Origin of the sequence: Streptomyces odontomachicola, assembly GCF_039605595.1 — a bacterium.
GTDB lineage: Bacteria > Actinomycetota > Actinomycetes > Streptomycetales > Streptomycetaceae > Streptomyces.
In genome coordinates this window covers 16,303-32,377 of record NZ_JBCFOK010000035.1, presented here as the reverse complement: position 1 = coordinate 32,377, position 16,075 = coordinate 16,303, and the positions used below count along the sequence as shown (strand labels likewise).

Sequence of the window (16,075 nt, the reverse complement as noted above, 5' to 3'; positions counted from 1 at the left end):
CAGCTCGCAGACGGCCCGGCCGTGTCCCCCCACCGCTCTCGGGCCCGCCGACAACTGACGCACCCCACCTGACCCCCGGGGTTGGGTGGGCTTCGCCCTCCCACCCCCACAAGGTTGTGGGTGGAGGTCAAGCCCGGGGCTTTGCCCACCCCCCCCCCGCTCCCTCTACGAGGTTGTGGGCAGTCGTTCCGCAGGGGCGAGGGGGTACCTCCCTGCTCGGAGCGAAGCCGGAGAGCTTGGGGGAGGGTGGGCACAACCGGACTTGCGCCCCCTGCTCCCGCGCAACCACGTTGCCAACGGGGGCTCGGGGCGCAGCCCCGTGAACGCCCGCGCCGAGCGCGGGACTTGGGTGCGTGGGGACGGGGCCTCGCGGCTGGCGGTTCCGGTGTGCCCACCCGTTCCGCCCCTAGCGGAACGCACGCCCACACCTCAGTGGGGGGAGGGCTACGGGGTAACGGTCACGCGGCCCGTTGTCGTGCCGTCGAAGACGCGCTGGACCGCATCCGCCGCATCGGCCATCGGCACCCGCTCCGACACCAGCGGCTTCACCCACCCCTCCGCCGCCAGCTTCGTCAGCTCCTCGTGGCAAGCCCGGATCGCCGCCGGGTCCTTCGCGTTGTAGAGCCCCCAATGCAGGCCCAGGATCGCGTAGTTCTTGACCAGCGCGTGGTTGAGCCCCGGCGTCGGAATCGCCCCGCTCGCGAATCCGACCACCACGATCCGGCCCTCGAAGCCCACCACCTTCGTGGACTGCTTGAAGGCGTCACCGCCCACGGGGTCGTAGACCACGTCCACGCCACCCGGCGCGGCCTCCTTCACCGCGGCGATCACATCCTGCTCGCGGCGGTCGACCACCACATCGCAGCCCAGCTCACGGGCGACAGCGGCCTTGTCGGCCCCGCCCACGACACCGATCACCCGCGCACCCGCCGCCTTGCCCAACTGCACGGCCGCGCTGCCCACTCCGCCCGCGGCGGCATGCACCAGCAGCGTCTCGCCTGCCCGCAGCCCGGCGCGCCGGTGCAGCCCGAACCACCCGGTCTGATAGCCGATGTGCAGCGCCGCCGCCTCCGCGTCGTCCAACGCGTCCGGCGCGGGCCGCGCACTCGCCGCACTCACCACGGTCTGCTCCGCGAAGGCCCCCGCGGGCAGCACGGGTTGAGCGATCACCCGCTCCCCCACACCGGGCGCACCCTCGGCGCCGGGTCCGGCCGCCAGCACCTCACCGCACAGCTCGACCCCCGGTGTGAAGGGGAAGTCGGGCCGCACCTGGTACTCGCCGCGGCACAGCAGCGCATCGGGGAAGTTGACGTTCGCGGCCCGCACCCGCACGAGGAGTTCGCCCTCGCCCGGGGCGGGCGGCTCGGGGACCTCCTCCAGCCGCATGACCTCTCGCGGCTCACCGTTCGTATGGACGCGCCATGCCTTCACGCGGGGCTCCTCATCTCGTACGTACGGAACACGTCACGGGCCGCGACGGCCGACCGCGGCAGCCGGCCGAATCAGCCGGCCGCGGCGCTACGGCCGCAGCGCCCGCAGCAGCAGGTCGGCGAGGTGGCCCGCGACCTCGTCGGGCGAGAGCCGGCCGTCCGGCCTGTACCAGCTGCTGAGGTGGTGCACCGAGCCGAAGTGGTAGTCGACCACCAGCTCGGCCGGGGTCTCGGTGGTGAACACCCCGTTCTTCTGGCCCTCTTCGATCAGCGCGCGGAACCGCTCGTGATAGCGGCGGCGCTCGGCGCGCACCTGCTTCTGCTTCTCCGGGCTGAGCTGGTGCATGGACCTGAAGAAGATCATCGCGTCGTCGAGGTTCTCGATCGTGGTGACCACGACGTCGGCCGCCGCCGCGCGGACCCGCTCCTCCAGCGAATCCCCGGAGTCGGCGAAGGAGTCCAGTCGCTGCTGCTGGAGCCGCAGCAGCCGCCCGTAGATCTCGTGCAGGAGATCGTCCTTGGAGCCGAAGTAGTGATACAGCGCGCCCTTGGTGACGCCCGCCGCCTCGACGATCTCCTGCACGGAGGTGCGGTCGTAGCCCTGCTCGGCGAAGAGGCGGGTGGCGGCCGCCATCAGCCGCTGCGGAACGGGGGCAGCACCGTCCGCACCGTCCCCGGCCCTGCCGCCGCCCTTGTCCGTCGCCCTGGCCGTGGCCATGGCCCTTCACCCGCCTCTCGCTCGTGCCGCCGGACTACGCCGGATGTCCGCCTGGGGAACGGAGTTCCCGGCGCAGGATCTTCCCACTGGTCGTCTTGGGCAGCTCGGGCAGCACCTCGACCGACCTCGGGTACTTGTACGCCGCGAGCTGCTCCTTGCAGTGCGCGATCAGCTCCTGCGGCTCGGCCTCGGCGCCGGGGCGCAGGCTCACGTACGCCTTGACCGTCTCGCCGCGGTAGCTGTCCACGGCGCCGACCACCGCGGCCTCCCGCACGGCGGGGTGCAGATAGAGCACGTCCTCCACCTCGCGCGGCCACACCTTGAAGCCGGAGGCGTTGATCATGTCCTTCTTGCGGTCGACCACATACAGCCAGCCGTCCAGGTCCATGAACCCGATGTCGCCCGTGCGGAGTTCGCCGCCGGGCAGCGCGGCGGCCGATTCCTCGGGGCGCCGCCAGTAGCCGGGCACCACCTGGGGACCGCGCACGGCTATCTCGCCGAGCTCGCCGAAGGGCACGGGCTCGCCGTCGTCGTCCAGGATGCGCACGACCGTGTCGGGCCCGGGGACGCCGACCGCGAGGGTCCCGGACGCCGGGTCGACCGGCGCCTCCTTCTCCGGGGGCACGGAGGCGCAGGGGGCGGTGCACTCCGTCAGCCCGTACCCGTTGCGCAGATACAGCCCGAAGCGCTCGCGGAAGCCCTCGACCAGCGCGGGCGGCAGCGGCGCCCCGCCCGAGGACACGAACTCGAAGGAGGAGAAGTGCTCCCGCGTGACGTCGGGATGGGCCGCCAGCGCCATGTACGCGGTGGACGGGCCGACGGTGAAGGCGGGCCGGTGCTCCAGGAAGGCGTCGAGCACCACGCCGGCCTCGAAGCGGTACGCGAGCGCGAGGGTGCCGCGGTTGGCCACGACCCCGGCGAGCTGCGCCACCATGCCGGTGATGTGGAACAGCGGGGCCAGCGCGAACACGCACGACCCCTCCCGCAGCCTGCCGCCGGTGCGCTGGCGCTCGGCGTTGTACATCAGGTTGCCGTGGGTGTTCATCGCGCCCTTCGGCGCGCCGCTGGTGCCCGAGGTGTAACTGATCAACGCCGTGTCCCCGGCCGCGAGATCACGGCCCGCCGGAGCCTGTGCGCCGCTGCGCGCGGCCTCCAGCAGATCGGTGGCGTCCGTGATACCCGGCACCCGCTCGAAGTTGAGCACCCGCGCGTCGTCCCGGGTCTGGAGGTCCAGCTCGCAGGCGGTGAGCACGGTGCGCACCGGCGAGTCGGCAGCGGTCTCCCGCAGATGCCCCTCCCACGCGCGGTCCGAGCAGATCAGCCCGAACACCTCGGCGTCGTGCAGCACATGGCCGACCTCGCGCTGCTTGTACATGGGGTTCACGGGCACGACGATGCCGCCCGCCTTGAACACCCCGAGCAGCGCGAGCACGAAGTGCGGGCTGTTCTGCAGCACGACGGCGACCCTGCCGCCCCGCGGCAGCCCCTCGGCGGCCAGGTGCGCGGCGATCCCGTCGGTCAGCGCGTCGGTCTCCGCATAGCTCAACCGCCCGTCGAAATAGGCGAGGAAGGTGTGCTCGGGGGCCTTCTCGACGGCCGTGCGGAAGGCGTGCGGGAAGCTCTCGGGCGGCTGCACGGGCGCGCGCTGCGCCTCGCTGAGCTGCGCGAGCCAGGGCCGGTCCTCGTACGTGGTCACCGCGCGCCCTCCCGCTCCCCGGAAACATCCACGGCGCCCGCCGCGTCGGCCGCCAGCCGCTCCTCCAGCTTCCGCTGGAGCTTGTTCATGCCGCGCAGCCACTGGTCGGGGTCGGCGGCGCGGGCCGCATAGAGCTGGTCGCTCCCCTCGTGCGGCAGCACCATGAAGCGCTGCTCCTCCATCGCGGCGAACAGCGCGCTCGCCACCTCCTCCGGCTCGATCGCGCCCGGCGCGAGCACCAGGTCGCCCGCCGCTCCCGTGCCGTCGAGCATGTCCGTGCGCACACCCTGCGGGCAGATCGCGTGCACCTCGATGCCGCGGTGCCGGTACGTGAGCGACAGCCACTCGGCGAAGGCGACGGCCGCGTGCTTGGTCACGCTGTACGGAGCCGAGCCGATCATGGTCAGCAGCCCCGCGCAGGAGGCGGTGGCCACGAAGCGTCCGCGGCCGCGCTCCAGCCACTCGGGAACGAGCTCGCGGGCCGCGCGCACATGGGCCATGACGTTGACGTCCCAGGCGGTGTCCCACTCCGCGTCCGGCGCCTCGGGACCGCCGCCCGTGCCCACGCCCGCGTTGGCGCAGAAGGTGTCGATGGGGGTGTCGCCCAGTGCTTCCCGCGCGGCGGGGACGACCCGGGAGGCGTCGCCCGGAACGGCTGTGCCGCCGATCTCCGCGGCGACGGCCCCGGCCTTCTCCGCGTCCAGATCGTTGACCACGACTCTCGCACCCGCTCCGGCGAAGGCCCGCGCGAGGGCCGCACCGATGCCGCCCCCGCCCCCGGTGACGACCACTCCGCTGTCGCGCAACGACTCCATACCGGCTCCTCTTCACTTGCGCCTTCGCATGTGCGGTCCCCGTACGTACGGTCGGCAGACTAACCAGTCGGTATGTACGGAGGGAAGGTCCCCTCACAGGGCTCTTGGACCCCCTGGCGCCCGGACGGCGCACCGGCACCCCAGCCGCCGACAACTGCCGACGACCGCCGAACCCAGCACCCGGGCCCCAGCACCCGGCCCCAACCCCCGCCCGCCGCGCGGGAGTCAGCCGGTCAGTGCCCCGTCCTCCCGTCCAGGCGCTCCCGCAGCAGGTCGGCGTGGCCGTTGTGCTGGGCGTACTCCGCTATGAGGTGGATCAGCACGCGGCGCAGCGACACAGGACCCGCCGGCTCCACTCCCGGGCCCTCCGCGTCCAGCGAGGGCGTCGCGGCGACGATGGCGCGGGAGCGCTCGCACTCGGCGCGCCACACCTCGTACGCCTCCGCCGGATCGCCGTCGAGAGCGGTGAAGTCCTGCTCGGGGTCGTCGTCGGAGTAATAGAGGAGCGGGACGTCCTCGCCCGCGAACTGGACGCGGAACCACCAGCGTTCGACGCCCGCGAGGTGCCGGAGCAGCCCGTGGAGCGAGAGCCCCGAGGGCGGCACGGCGCGCTCGGAGAGTCTCTCCGCCGGCACGCCCTCGCATTTCAGCGCGAGCGTGGCGCGGTGCCGGTCGAGATAGGCCGTGAGCAGCTCGCGCTCGCCCCCTGTGCGGGGCAGCGGCGGGCGGGCGCCGCCGTCCCACTGCTGTGCGTGATTCCCCGCCGGGATGCCTGCTGGTGTCATGTCGCCGAGTGTGACACCGGCCACTGACAACGGCCCCGCGCACAGCCCCCGCACCCGGCCGCACACCAGCCCCGCCCCCAACTCCCGTGCCGCGCAACAACGTTTGCCATGCTGTGAAGTCCGTACGTACGGGCACCCCAGTCGCAGCAAACACTCGGCAATAGGTCGGCAAAAGATCTCCAGGAGCGCGGCAAATTCCGCGGCCGCGCCGGGAGAGCGCGCGGACATCGGGGGCGCACTCGCCCCGCCGCAACCGCCGTACGGTGCGGCGACGCACCTCAACGCGGAGTCAAGCGCAGGGCGTTGGGGCACACATGCGGCGTCGGGGCGCCGAGTTGGTGCCGGGGAGCGGCACGGCCTACCCTCGTACTTTGGTTCGCCAAGGCAACCAGTTTTCGCCAAGGCAACCGTTTTCCGGCCGGCCCCCTCGCCCCGGCGCGCGGGCCGCCTCCGGGACCCGCACTCGTACCGCGAGCCGCGCGCCAGACCAGCGCGACGGCACAGGAGGAACCACAGATGTCCGGCTCCGCACCGCACTTCCGCGATCACGTGGAAGACACCCTCGACTTCCTGGAGGGGATATCCGACCGGGAGGTCTTCGTCCACGGTGACCAGCGGGTCACCGCAGGGGAGTTCCGGGACCTCGTCTACCGGATGGCGCGCGCGCTGGACGCCAAGGGCGTGGGGCGCCAGGAGACCGTCACCCTGCTCTGCGGCAACCTCCCGGAGACCGTCGCCGCCCGCTACGCGGCCAACCTGCTCGGCGCCCGGGTCAACCACCTCTACAACAAGCTCTCCGCCGACGTGCAGGCCACCATCGTCGAGGACGTGGAGACCGCCGCCCTGATCGTGGACCCGCGCTACGCGGAGCGCGCCGCGGAGATCACCGCCGCCTCCCCCGTGCGGCACGTGCTGGAGCTCGGCACCGCCAAGGAGGGCGAGGACCTGCTGGAGCTCGCCGCGCAGCAGTCGGCCGAGCCCTTCCCCGGGCGCGCGGAGCCCGACGACATCTGCACGATCCGGCACACCGGCGGCACCACAGGACACCCCAAGGGCATCTGCTCCACCTACCGGCAGATGCAGGACATGCGGCGGTCCCGGATGATCACGGCCTACTCGGAGACCGAGGAGGCGCCGCGCCAGCTCGTGTGCACCACGCTGGCGCACGCCGGCGGGATGCTGGCGGACAACACCCTCGCCGAGGGCGGCGCCGTGATCCTCCACGAGGACTTCGACCCGGCCGAGGCCCTGGCGGCGATCGAGCGCGAGCGGATCACCCACCTCTTCCTGCTGCCCCCGCTGCTCTACCAGCTCATGGACCACCCGGCGGCCAAGGACACCGACACCTCCAGCCTGCGCTGCCTGCTCTACGGCGGCTGCCAGTCCTCGCCCGCCAGGATCGCGGACGCGGTGCGCAGGCTCGGCCCCGTGCTGCTCCAGTTCTACGGCCAGAACGAGGCCGGCGGCATCAGCGTGCTGACCACCGACGACCACGACCCGGACAACCACGAACTGCTGCGCACCGCGGGCAAGGTGCTGGACGGCGTCGAGGTGGAGATCCGCGACGAGGACGGCAACGCGGTGCCCAACGGCACGCACGGTGAGGTCTGCGTACGCTCCGAGCACATCATGCAGGGCTACTGGAAGCAGCCGGAGCTCACCGCCGAGGTCCTCAAGGACGGCTGGGCGCACACCGGCGACATCGGCTTCCTGGACGACGCGGGCTACCTGACCATCGTGGACCGACTCAAGGACATGATCGTCGTGGTGGGCGGCCACGTGTACACGACCGAGCTGGAGGACCTGCTCAACTCCCACCCGCAGGTGCTCCAGAGCGCCGTCTTCGGCGTGCGCGACGAGGACCGGATGGAGCGGGTGCACGCCGCGGTCGTGCGCGCCCCGGGCGCGGAGACCGGCGCGGACGAGCTGCGCGAGATGGTGCGCGAGCAGCGCGGCACGATGTACGAGCCCGCGCAGATCACCTTCGTCGACGCGCTCCCGCTGACCGACGCGGGCAAGCCGGACAAGAAGCAGCTCCGGGCGCTGGCCGGCAAGTGAGCCGCGGTTAGGCACCTGAGTTCAGTCGCGTACGGCCGCGCTGGGAGGGGTCCCGGCGCGGCCGTACGCATATCCCGGCGTCCGGGGCCCGGCACCCGAACCGCACATGCCGGACTCGGCACGCGTAATCCCCCGTCCCGCCCCGCCCTGATCCGCTTCTCAGGAAACTCTCATCCGGAAACCCGCAGACGGAGGCCGCTTCCGGGAATTCGATGGAACTCTCCTTCGTACAGAAGGTAGAGGCCGCGAATTGGGGGTACTCCGCCCGTTCCGAGCGGCTTTGCGCAACGGCGCGCACATGCGCAACGCGAAAGAGACGCCGACTCGGCGGGGTTGGCGGCCCGGGAGAGGCCGGATCCCGCCCGTGCGGACGGGAGCCGATCGGGCGGCCCGTACGTCACATCCCCGACGAGTCGGTCCTCTCCGTCGGAGGTGGGATGATTGGCCGGATTCAGAGCCCTCGCACAGCAGGTCCGCGACCCCGCCAGGGAGCCTGCCCAGCGCCGCCAGGCGCTGCGCAAGTGCCTTGAGCGCTTCGCACCGTACGGACACCGGGCCACCTGGCGGCACCTGTGCGCGGCCGTCGGCATCGACCCGGAGGACCGTGAGCCCGACCCGGCGCTGCTGGTGCGCGCGCTGGAGGAGCTGGAGGAGGCGCGCGCCGTCTGGCTGGCGTACGAGGCCGAGGTGCGGGCGCGGCGCAGGCAGGAGAAGCGGGACGGGATCAGACAGCCCACCTCGCTCGACGAGTGGCACCGCCTCACCTGGGGCGGAAGATCCCTGCTCCCCTGCGACCCCTCGGCGCCCCCCGCGCCGCGGCTGGCCGACGTGCTGCGCCGCATGATCGCCGCCATGGACAACCGCTCCAGCCTGGGCCTGCGGAAGGGGGCGCGGTTCGGCTCGAACGCCCGGCCCGTGGTCACGCCCTGAGCCCCGTGATCAGTGAGCCCCGGCCCGCCCGCTCCGTGGTCACGCACCCGGGCCGGTGCGAGGATGCGCCGTAAGACCGACAGGACCAGCCCATGCGCCCCGTGAGCCGCATGCGGCGCGACCACGAGGGAACTTACGGCGATGGCCCAGTTGCACGACCTGACGGCGAGCGAGCAGGCGGAGGCGGTACGGAAGGGCTCGGTCTCGCCCGTCGAGCTGACCGAGCACTATCTGGACCGCATGGCACAACTGGACGAGCAGGTGGGCGCGTTCGTCACCACCACACCGGAACTCGCCCGCAAGCAGGCGGCGGAGGCGGAGGACGAGGCGCTGGCCGCCCGCAGGGAGGGGAGGGACCTGCCGCCGCTGCACGGCGTGCCGGTCCCCGTCAAGGATCTGAACCACGTGGCCGGAGTGCGCTGCACCTTCGGTTCCGCGGCCTTCGAGGACTACGTCCCGGAGACCGACGACCACATCGTCCGGCTGCTGCGCGACGGCGGAAGCCCGATGACCGGGAAGACCAATACCCCGGAATTCGGGCTTCCGTGCTACACGGAGAACGAGGTCGCGCCGCCCGCGCGCACGCCCTGGGACACCTCGCGTTCGGCGGGCGGTTCGAGCGGCGGCGCGGCGGCGGCCGTCGCTGCCGGCCTGGCCCCCGTGGCGCAGGCGAGCGACGGCGGCGGCTCGGTCCGCATCCCCGCGTCCGTCTGCGGTCTGTACGGCATCAAGCCCAGCCGCGGCAGGATCAGTTCGGGCCCCGTGCTGCACGACGTGACGGGACTGGCCACGGCGGGCCCGCTCGCCCGCACCGTGGAGGACGCGGCCGTCCTGCTCGACGTGCTGGCGGGCACGATGCCGGGCGACCCGTACGCCGCTCCCTCGCTGCCCGAGGGCGAGACGTTCCGCGCGTACGCCGACCCGCGGCGCGCTCCCTCGCGTCTCAAGGTGGCGCGGCTGACGCGGCCCGCCGTGCCCGGCGTGAAGCTGCACCCGGAGTGCGAGGCCGCCTCGCTGGAGGCCGCCGAGCTGCTGCGCGGCCTCGGCCACGAGGTCGAGGACCTGGAACTCCCGGCCAACCAGGACCTGCTGGTCTCCTTCACCAAGGTGTGGTCGGTCATGGCGGCCATGCGGCCCGTGCCGGAGGGCGGCGAGGAGCTGCTGATGCCGCTCACCCGCTATCTGCGCGAGCGCGGCGAGGACGTGCCCGGGCCCGAGTTCGCCCGCGCCCTGTATGCGCTGCGCGCCTCGGGCCAGCTCATCGCCGACGCGCTGATGCCGCGGGGCTCGGGGTACGACATGATCCTCTCTCCCACGCTGGCACAGCTCCCCGCGCCGGTGGGCTCGCTGCGCCATCCCGGCGACCCGCACGCGGAGTTCGCGGGTCTGAGCCACTTCACCCCGTTCACGGCGCTCTACAACTCCACGGGCCAGCCCGCCGTCTCGCTGCCGCTGCACTGGACGGATGAGGGGCTGCCGGTGGGCGTGATGCTGGCCGGGCGGTACGGGGCCGACGCGCAGCTCGTCGCGCTGTCCGCGGCGCTGGAGGAGGCCGCGCCGTGGGCGCACCGCAAGCCCGCCATGTGGTGACCCGCGCGGCGACCCATGGGGTGACCCTCCCGCAGCCGCGGGCCCTTGTGCGGCGCGGGCGTTGACAGGCGCGGGGCTCCGCGACAATGCTGACCAACCGCTTAGTATTCTCACGCGCGGGAGGTAGCAGCAATGGCGGAGCCCCGGGTCTTCACCTCGACGGAAGAACTGACGGCCGCGGTCGGCGAGGAGCTGGGCGCCAGCGACTGGCTGGAGATCGACCAGAAGCGCATCGACCTGTTCGCCGAGGCGACCGGCGACCACCAGTGGATCCACGTGGACCCGGAGCGCGCCAAGGAAGGACCCTTCGGCTCGACCATCGCGCACGGCTACCTCACCCTCTCGCTGCTGCCGTCCCTGGTGCCCCAGGTGATGCGCGTCGAGGGCATGAAGATGGGCGTCAACTACGGGACCAACAAGGTCCGTTTCCCCTCCCCCGTGCCGGTCGGCTCGCGGGTGCGCGCACGCGCCGAGCTCCAGGAGGTCACGGAGGCCGGGGGCGGCGTGCAGGTCACGGCGAAGGTGACGGTCGAGCGCGAGGGCGGAGACAAGCCGGTGTGCGTGGCGGAGACGGTGAGCCGCTACTTCTGGTGAGCGGCGCGAGCCCCCGGGGCGGCTACTGGGGCCGGACCCCGTCGCCCGCGCCCACCATGCGCAGGACGAGGTCGGCGTAGAGTCCGCCGATCTCGTCCGGTGTGCGCCGGCCCCGCGGGCTGAACCAGCGCGCCACGTCGATGCACAGGGACATCACCGCGAGCGTGCTGCCGCGGATGTCGCGTACCGCGAACTCGCCCGCGCGCTCGCCCTCTTCGAGGATCCCGCGCAGCAGCTCCTCGCTGCGGCGGCGCAGGCCGACGATCTCCGCGTAGTGCTCCTCGTTCAGCGCCGACAGCTCGTACTGCACGACCCGCGCCGTGGTGTGGTGCTCGGCGTGCCAGCGCACGAAGGAGCGCACGGCCAGGGCCAGCCGCTCGGTCGGGGTGCCGGGGCCCTCGGCGGGCTCGCTCAGTATCCGTACCGAGCGCTCGTGGCCCACGCGGCTGATCTGGTAGAGCAGCTCTTCCTTGGTCTTGTAGTGGATGTACAGCGCTGCCGGGCTCATTCCGGCGCGGCCCGCGATGTCCCGGGTGGTGGTGGCGTGGAAGCCGCGCTCCGCGAACGCCTCCACCGCGCCGAGCAGCAGCCGCCGCGCGGCGTCCGGGGTGACGCCCGCGAAGGAGTCGTCGGCCTCCGCGTGCCCGCCGTCGGCGGCCAGGGGCCCCGTCTCAGCTTCCATCACTCGCCGCCCTTCCCATCGACCAGCCCAGCGACCGGGCGAACACCCTACACGCAGCCCTGAGCGGCTGCTTAGCCTCGTTGCCGCGGGCATCCTTCACACGGCGGCCGGCGGGGCGTTCCCGGACGGGGACGCGGGCATGCGGGAGCGGCGTTCCTCAGAACGCCGTCCCGGAGCACCGCTTCGGAGGACCGCTTCGGAGCACCGCCTCAGAACACCACCAGCGACCGGCCGCCCCGGCCCGCCCGCATCGCGTCGAAGGCGGCGGGAATGTCCTCAAGACCGATGCGGTCCGTGACGAGGGCGCCCAGATCCAGCCTGCCCGCGCGTACGTGGTCGGCGAGCACCGGCACGTCACGCGCCGGATCCGAGTTCCCGTACACGCAGCCCGTCAGCGTGCGCGCGAAGTGGAAGATCTCCAGCGCGGAGAGCGTGACCTGCTCCTCCTTGCCGCCGATGCCAACGACCGTCGTACGGCCGCCCCTGCGGGTGGAGTTCCACGCCGTACGGATGGTCTCGCCGCGGCCCACGCACTCGATCGCCGCGTCCACGCCGGTGCCGCCAGTCAGCTTGCGGATGTCCTTGGCCGTGGTCTCGCCCGCGAGCACGTAGTCGGTGGCGCCTGCGGCGCGCGCCAGCTCCTCCTTCTCCGGGGAGACGTCGACCGCCACGATCCGCTCGGCGCCCGCGATGCGCGCCGCCTGGAGCGTGGCGAGCCCGACCCCGCCCACGCCGAACACCGCGGCGGTCTCGCCCGCGCGCAGCCGCGCGCTGTAGTGCACGGCCCCGTAGCCGGTCAGCATCGCGCAGCCGAGCAGCGCCGCGTCGGTGAGCGGTACGCCGTCGGGCAGCGGCAGCACGGCGCTCGACGGCACGACCGTCTCCTCGGCGAAGGCCGCGGTGGACAGCCCCGGGTAGAGGTCGTCGCCGGTGGCGGTGTGCGCGTACGGCACGGTGGTGGCGGCCTGCGCGTTGGCGCACAGCCAGGGCTCGGCGAGCCGCGCGCAGAAGTCGCAGCCGCCGCACGAGGGCGCCCAGTTGAGGACCACGCCGTCGCCGGGCGCGACCGAGGTGACGCCCTCGCCGACCGAGACGACGGTGCCGGCGCCCTCGTGGCCGAGCACGGCGGGGACCGGCTGGCGCAGCGTTCCGTTGGAGAGCGACAGGTCGGAGTGGCAGACGCCGGCGGCGGCCAGCCGCACCCGCACCCGGCCAGGGCCCGGCTCGGGGAGCTCGATCTCGGCCAGTTCGAGGGGTGCTCCGACTCCGGACAGTACGGCGGCGCGGACCATGCGGGCCCTACCTTTCTCTGCGTCTCTGCGGTGCGGCTCGGCGGCGTGTCTCCACTGCGCAACTCTGCTGTACTGCGCATCTCTGCCGTTTCGCGGCCGTGTCGCGGCTGCGAACAGCCAAACTAGCGCCGGTATTTACGGGGTGTCAGCACGCCCACCAGTGCTGTGGATCACGTACGAGGCCCAGGCGGCGGCCGCCGCCTCACGCCTCCCCGCCCTCCGTGCGCGCACGCGCCGCCATCCCGGAGGCGCCCAGCAGCAGCACGCCGAGCAGCACGAACGGGGCGGCCGCGCCCGCGACTCCGGCCACCAGGCCCGCCCCGGCCGGCGCCGCGACCTGCCCGAGCCTGTTGCCGGTCAGCCGCAGCGCGAGCGCGGTCGAACGGGCGCCGTCCGGCGCTGCCCGCACCACCGTGGTCATGGTGAGCGGCTGGCCCACCCCGAGGCAGAAGCCGAGCAGCAGGAGCGCGAGCGCCAGCGCCCACACCGGTACGGGGACGGCGAGCAGCACCGAGAGCGCGCCGCCGAGCACGCAGCTCAGCACCAACAGCACCTGCCGCCCGAGCCACTTGGACATCGGGGGCAGGACGAGCCGGGACAGTACGGAGGCACCGGCGCGCAGCGCGAGCAGCGCGCCCACGACGGGCGGCGCGATGTCCCGCGCCTCGCCGACGACCGGCAGGTACGCGGTGAGCACGTCGGTCGCCGAGAGCACCGCGAGGCTGGTGAAGATCCCCGCGGGCACACCCCTGGTACGCAGGATCCGCCCGACTGGTACGGCGCCGCCCTCGCCGTCCGCCTCGTCCCGCGTACGGGCCAGCGCGGCGCGGTCCTCGATGCGCCACAGCGAGGCGAAACCGCAGACGGCGAGGGCGCCGGAGACCAGCAGGGCCAGGGCGCCGTCGAGTGGGCCGCCGGATCCTGCGGCCACCGCCGCGCCCTCGGCGCCTGACGCCCCTCCGCCGCCGACCAGCCAGCCCGCGAGGAGCGGGCCGACGAGCTGGCCGAGCGAGGCGCCGATGGTGAAGTGGCCGAAGTTGCGGTCGTGTTCGCCCTCGGCGCTCTGCCGGGCGACCAGCGACTGCGCGCCGATGACGAAGGCGAGGTGGCCCATGCCCATGACGGCGCTCCACACGCCGAGCGTCCAGAGCGAGCCCGCCGTTCCCGACAGCGCGCAGCCCGCGGCGATCAGCGCGACGCCGAGCGGCAGCAGCGGGCCGCACCGCCCGCGGTCGGTGCGGCGGCCCAGCGGGACCGCCGCCACCAGCGGCAGCAGCGCGTAGAGCGCGGCGACGACGCCGACGGCACGTGCGTCGGCGCCGAGCGCGAGTGCGTGGTACGAGACGGCCGGCCGCGCCATGGACACCGCGCCGTGCGCGAAAGCAAAGGCGATGACCAGGCGCAGCAGCCAGCCGCGCGAGGGTGCGGGAGCGTTCACAGAATTCCGAAGAGAAGTCCGGCGGCGAGCACCACCAGCGAGGTGAGCGTGGCCCATTTGACGGTGAATTTGGTGTGGTCGCCGAATTCCACCTTGGCCATGCCGATCAGAACGTAGACGGCCGGCACCAGCGGGCTGGACATGTGCAGCGCCTGCCCGGTCAGCGAGGCGCGGGCGATCTCCACGGGGCTGACGCCGTGCGCGGCGCCGGCCTCGGCGAGGATCGGCACGATGCCGAAGTAGAAGCCGTCGTTGGACATGAAGTACGTGAACGGGATGCTGAGCACGCCGGTCACCACGGTCATGTAGGGGCCGAGTCCCTCCGGCAGCGCGCCGACCAGGTTGCGGGCCATCTGCTCGACCATGCCGCTCTCGGTGAGCACGCCGGTGAAGACGGAGGCGGCGAAGACCATGCCGACGACGTTGAGGACGTTGTCGGAGTGCGCCGCGATGCGCTCCTTCTGCTCCTTCATGCGCGGGAAGTTCACGGTCAGCGCGATGGCCGAGGCGATCATGAACAGCACCTCGATGGGCAGGAGCTGCGAGATCAGCAGCACCAGCAGCACGACGGTCAGCGCCGCGTTGAACCAGAACAGCTTGGGACGCAGGGTCGGACGGTCGGGCGCGAGGCCCACGAGCTTGTCGTCGTCCTGGTCCTCGGCCGTGTCGCCCGCGGTGCCGTCGGAGTCCGCCGCGTCACCCGAGCCGGTCGCCGTACCACCGGCAGAGCCGCCTGCCGAACCGCCGCTCGCCGCGCCCGACTTGCCGCCCCGGCCCTTGCCGGCGCCCTTCCCGGCGCCCTTGCCCGCGCCGACCAGGACCTTCTCGTCCTCCGGCGCCTCGTCCGCCTCCCGCTCCAGGGTCAGCGTGCCCAGCCGGCGCCGCTCGCGCAGGCCCAGGCCCCAGGCGAGGCCGATCACGAAGACCAGGCCGACGGCCAGCGCGGGGATCATCGGCACGAAGATCTCGGAGGCGTCGAGCTTGAGCGCGGTGGCGGCGCGCGCCGTGGGGCCGCCCCAGGGCACGGTGTTCATCACGCCGTTCGCGGTGGCGGCGACGCCGGTCAGCACGAGCACGCTCATCTTCAGCCGCCGGTAGAGCGGCAGCATCGCGGAGACCGTGATCATGAAGGTGGTGGAGCCGTCGCCGTCCAGCGAGACGACCGCGGCCAGCACGGCGGTGCCGACCACCACGCGCATCGGGTCGGCCTTGCAGAACCGCAGGATGCCCCGGACGATCGGGTCGAAGAGCCCGACGTCGATCATGATGCCGAAGTAGATGATGGCGAACATCAGCATCGCGGCGGTCGGCGCCAAGTCCTCGACGCCCTTGAGCACATAGTCCCCGAGGTGCGCGCCCTGTCCCGCCAGGACGCAGAACACCGCGGGAACGAGCACCAGCGCCGCCATCGGCGACATCTTCTTCATCATGATCAACACGAGGAATGTCGCAATCATGACGAAGCCGAGAATGGTCAGCATAGGAATCCCAACGTTCGCCCTTGAACTCCGAGTTCTGAATCCCAGGTTCAGCCGGACGACCGTAGGCTCTGCCAATTCGCGTTCACAAGACTTGCTGCCGTGAACAATAAGAGCAAAACCCCAGCTCAGGAACCTTACGAGGTCGGGAGCGCGTTCGCGGCGGCAGCCGGAACGCGCTCCGGCCCGCCACCGGGGGTTCACCTCCCGGCAGCGGGCCGGGCCCGTGCGGTCTTCCCTGACGTCACGCGGCGTTCCGCCGCGCGGTGCCTCACCTCGTGCGGTCAGTCCTGGCGGCCGCCGCGCCCCTTGCCCCCGTCGGGCATCGGCAGCAGCCGCCACAGCAGGCGGATGAGGCGGGGCGAGCGGCGCCGCTGCGGCGGCCTCCGGGTGTCCTTGGTCCCCGGTTCGTCCATGGCGATCTCGGCATACAGGAGCGGGTCGTTCATGGTCCGACCGTCCGCAGCGGCCGGGGGCCGGGCCACTCGGAGTCGGCTGAACGCGGCCCGCCAGCCTCCGAACGAGTGATCGTGGCGCACACCCGTTCCGGCCGGTGCGACCGTGCGCCT

At 72.7% G+C, this 16,075-nt stretch carries 13 protein-coding genes and 1 pseudogene; 4 read left to right on the top strand and 10 right to left on the bottom strand.

Going from position 1 to position 16,075, the window contains the following annotated elements:
* Positions 1 to 444 precede the first annotated feature (444 nt).
* The 5 genes from ABEE00_RS35445 to ABEE00_RS35425 form a co-directional block, all read right to left on the bottom strand.
* On the bottom strand, positions 445 to 1,431 hold the full coding sequence (locus ABEE00_RS35445) for an NADPH:quinone oxidoreductase family protein (protein WP_345749936.1): 987 nt from the start codon (positions 1,429 to 1,431) through the stop codon (positions 445 to 447).
* A gap of 87 nt (positions 1,432 to 1,518) precedes the next feature.
* Positions 1,519 to 2,064 carry a TetR/AcrR family transcriptional regulator gene (locus tag ABEE00_RS35440; protein WP_345749940.1) on the bottom strand — a complete coding sequence of 182 codons (546 nt, stop codon included), beginning with the start codon at positions 2,062 to 2,064 and terminating at the stop codon, positions 1,519 to 1,521.
* Positions 2,065 to 2,182: 118 nt separating this feature from the next.
* Complete coding sequence (locus ABEE00_RS35435) at positions 2,183 to 3,844, bottom strand: class I adenylate-forming enzyme family protein (protein ID WP_345749935.1); 1,662 nt, start codon at positions 3,842 to 3,844, stop codon at positions 2,183 to 2,185.
* Entirely contained in the window at positions 3,841 to 4,659 is an 819-nt protein-coding gene (locus tag ABEE00_RS35430) for an SDR family oxidoreductase (protein ID WP_345749934.1), read from the bottom strand. Before ABEE00_RS35430 ends, ABEE00_RS35435 begins: the two co-directional genes overlap by 4 nt.
* 233 nt (positions 4,660 to 4,892) lie before the next feature.
* A complete protein-coding gene (locus ABEE00_RS35425; RefSeq protein WP_345749933.1) occupies positions 4,893 to 5,444 on the bottom strand; it encodes a DinB family protein in 552 nt (183 codons plus the stop codon).
* Positions 5,445 to 5,960: 516 nt separating this feature from the next.
* Between ABEE00_RS35425 and ABEE00_RS35420 the strand changes: the two genes are divergently transcribed.
* The 4 genes and pseudogenes from ABEE00_RS35420 to ABEE00_RS35405 all read left to right on the top strand — a co-directional run bounded on the left by ABEE00_RS35420 (position 5,961) and on the right by ABEE00_RS35405 (position 10,616).
* Positions 5,961 to 7,502, top strand: coding sequence for an AMP-binding protein (locus ABEE00_RS35420; RefSeq protein WP_345749932.1), 1,542 nt, complete (start codon positions 5,961 to 5,963; stop codon positions 7,500 to 7,502).
* Between the two features lie 441 nt (positions 7,503 to 7,943).
* Positions 7,944 to 8,360: pseudogene (locus tag ABEE00_RS35415) on the top strand (hypothetical protein); the annotation flags it as partial.
* Between the two features lie 213 nt (positions 8,361 to 8,573).
* Complete coding sequence (locus ABEE00_RS35410) at positions 8,574 to 10,022, top strand: amidase (protein ID WP_345749930.1); 1,449 nt, start codon at positions 8,574 to 8,576, stop codon at positions 10,020 to 10,022.
* 132 nt (positions 10,023 to 10,154) lie between these two features.
* On the top strand, positions 10,155 to 10,616 hold the full coding sequence (locus ABEE00_RS35405) for a MaoC family dehydratase (RefSeq protein ID WP_345749929.1): 462 nt from the start codon (positions 10,155 to 10,157) through the stop codon (positions 10,614 to 10,616).
* A 22-nt stretch (positions 10,617 to 10,638) separates the two neighbouring features.
* Here the strand turns inward: ABEE00_RS35405 and ABEE00_RS35400 are convergent, their stop codons facing one another.
* The 5 genes from ABEE00_RS35400 to ABEE00_RS35380 form a co-directional block, all read right to left on the bottom strand.
* Positions 10,639 to 11,298: a TetR/AcrR family transcriptional regulator gene (locus tag ABEE00_RS35400; protein WP_345749928.1), complete on the bottom strand. Its 660-nt coding sequence runs from the start codon at positions 11,296 to 11,298 to the stop codon at positions 10,639 to 10,641.
* Positions 11,299 to 11,507: 209 nt separating this feature from the next.
* Positions 11,508 to 12,590 carry a Zn-dependent alcohol dehydrogenase gene (locus ABEE00_RS35395; RefSeq protein WP_345749927.1) on the bottom strand — a complete coding sequence of 361 codons (1,083 nt, stop codon included), beginning with the start codon at positions 12,588 to 12,590 and terminating at the stop codon, positions 11,508 to 11,510.
* 202 nt (positions 12,591 to 12,792) lie between these two features.
* A complete protein-coding gene (locus ABEE00_RS35390) occupies positions 12,793 to 14,028 on the bottom strand; it encodes an MFS transporter (RefSeq protein WP_345749926.1) in 1,236 nt (411 codons plus the stop codon).
* Positions 14,025 to 15,509 (bottom strand): CitMHS family transporter, encoded by a 1,485-nt coding sequence (locus ABEE00_RS35385; protein ID WP_345749925.1) that lies wholly within the window; start codon positions 15,507 to 15,509, stop codon positions 14,025 to 14,027. Before ABEE00_RS35385 ends, ABEE00_RS35390 begins: the two co-directional genes overlap by 4 nt.
* Positions 15,510 to 15,790: 281 nt before the next feature.
* Positions 15,791 to 15,955, bottom strand: a complete 165-nt coding sequence (locus ABEE00_RS35380) for a hypothetical protein (RefSeq protein ID WP_345749924.1) — start codon at positions 15,953 to 15,955, stop codon at positions 15,791 to 15,793.
* Between the last annotated feature and the right edge of the window lie 120 nt (positions 15,956 to 16,075).

Coding starts and splice junctions, on each gene's coding strand:
- ABEE00_RS35420 (WP_345749932.1), top strand. CDS start 5,961: ATGTCCGGCTCCGCACCGCACTTCCGCGATCACGTGGAAGACACCCTC.
- ABEE00_RS35400 (WP_345749928.1), bottom strand. CDS start 11,298: ATGGAAGCTGAGACGGGGCCCCTGGCCGCCGACGGCGGGCACGCGGAG.
- ABEE00_RS35440 (WP_345749940.1), bottom strand. CDS start 2,064: ATGGCGGCCGCCACCCGCCTCTTCGCCGAGCAGGGCTACGACCGCACC.
- ABEE00_RS35405 (WP_345749929.1), top strand. CDS start 10,155: ATGGCGGAGCCCCGGGTCTTCACCTCGACGGAAGAACTGACGGCCGCG.
- ABEE00_RS35395 (WP_345749927.1), bottom strand. CDS start 12,590: ATGGTCCGCGCCGCCGTACTGTCCGGAGTCGGAGCACCCCTCGAACTG.
- ABEE00_RS35380 (WP_345749924.1), bottom strand. CDS start 15,955: ATGAACGACCCGCTCCTGTATGCCGAGATCGCCATGGACGAACCGGGG.
- ABEE00_RS35425 (WP_345749933.1), bottom strand. CDS start 5,444: ATGACACCAGCAGGCATCCCGGCGGGGAATCACGCACAGCAGTGGGAC.
- ABEE00_RS35410 (WP_345749930.1), top strand. CDS start 8,574: ATGGCCCAGTTGCACGACCTGACGGCGAGCGAGCAGGCGGAGGCGGTA.
- ABEE00_RS35385 (WP_345749925.1), bottom strand. CDS start 15,509: ATGCTGACCATTCTCGGCTTCGTCATGATTGCGACATTCCTCGTGTTG.
- ABEE00_RS35430 (WP_345749934.1), bottom strand. CDS start 4,659: ATGGAGTCGTTGCGCGACAGCGGAGTGGTCGTCACCGGGGGCGGGGGC.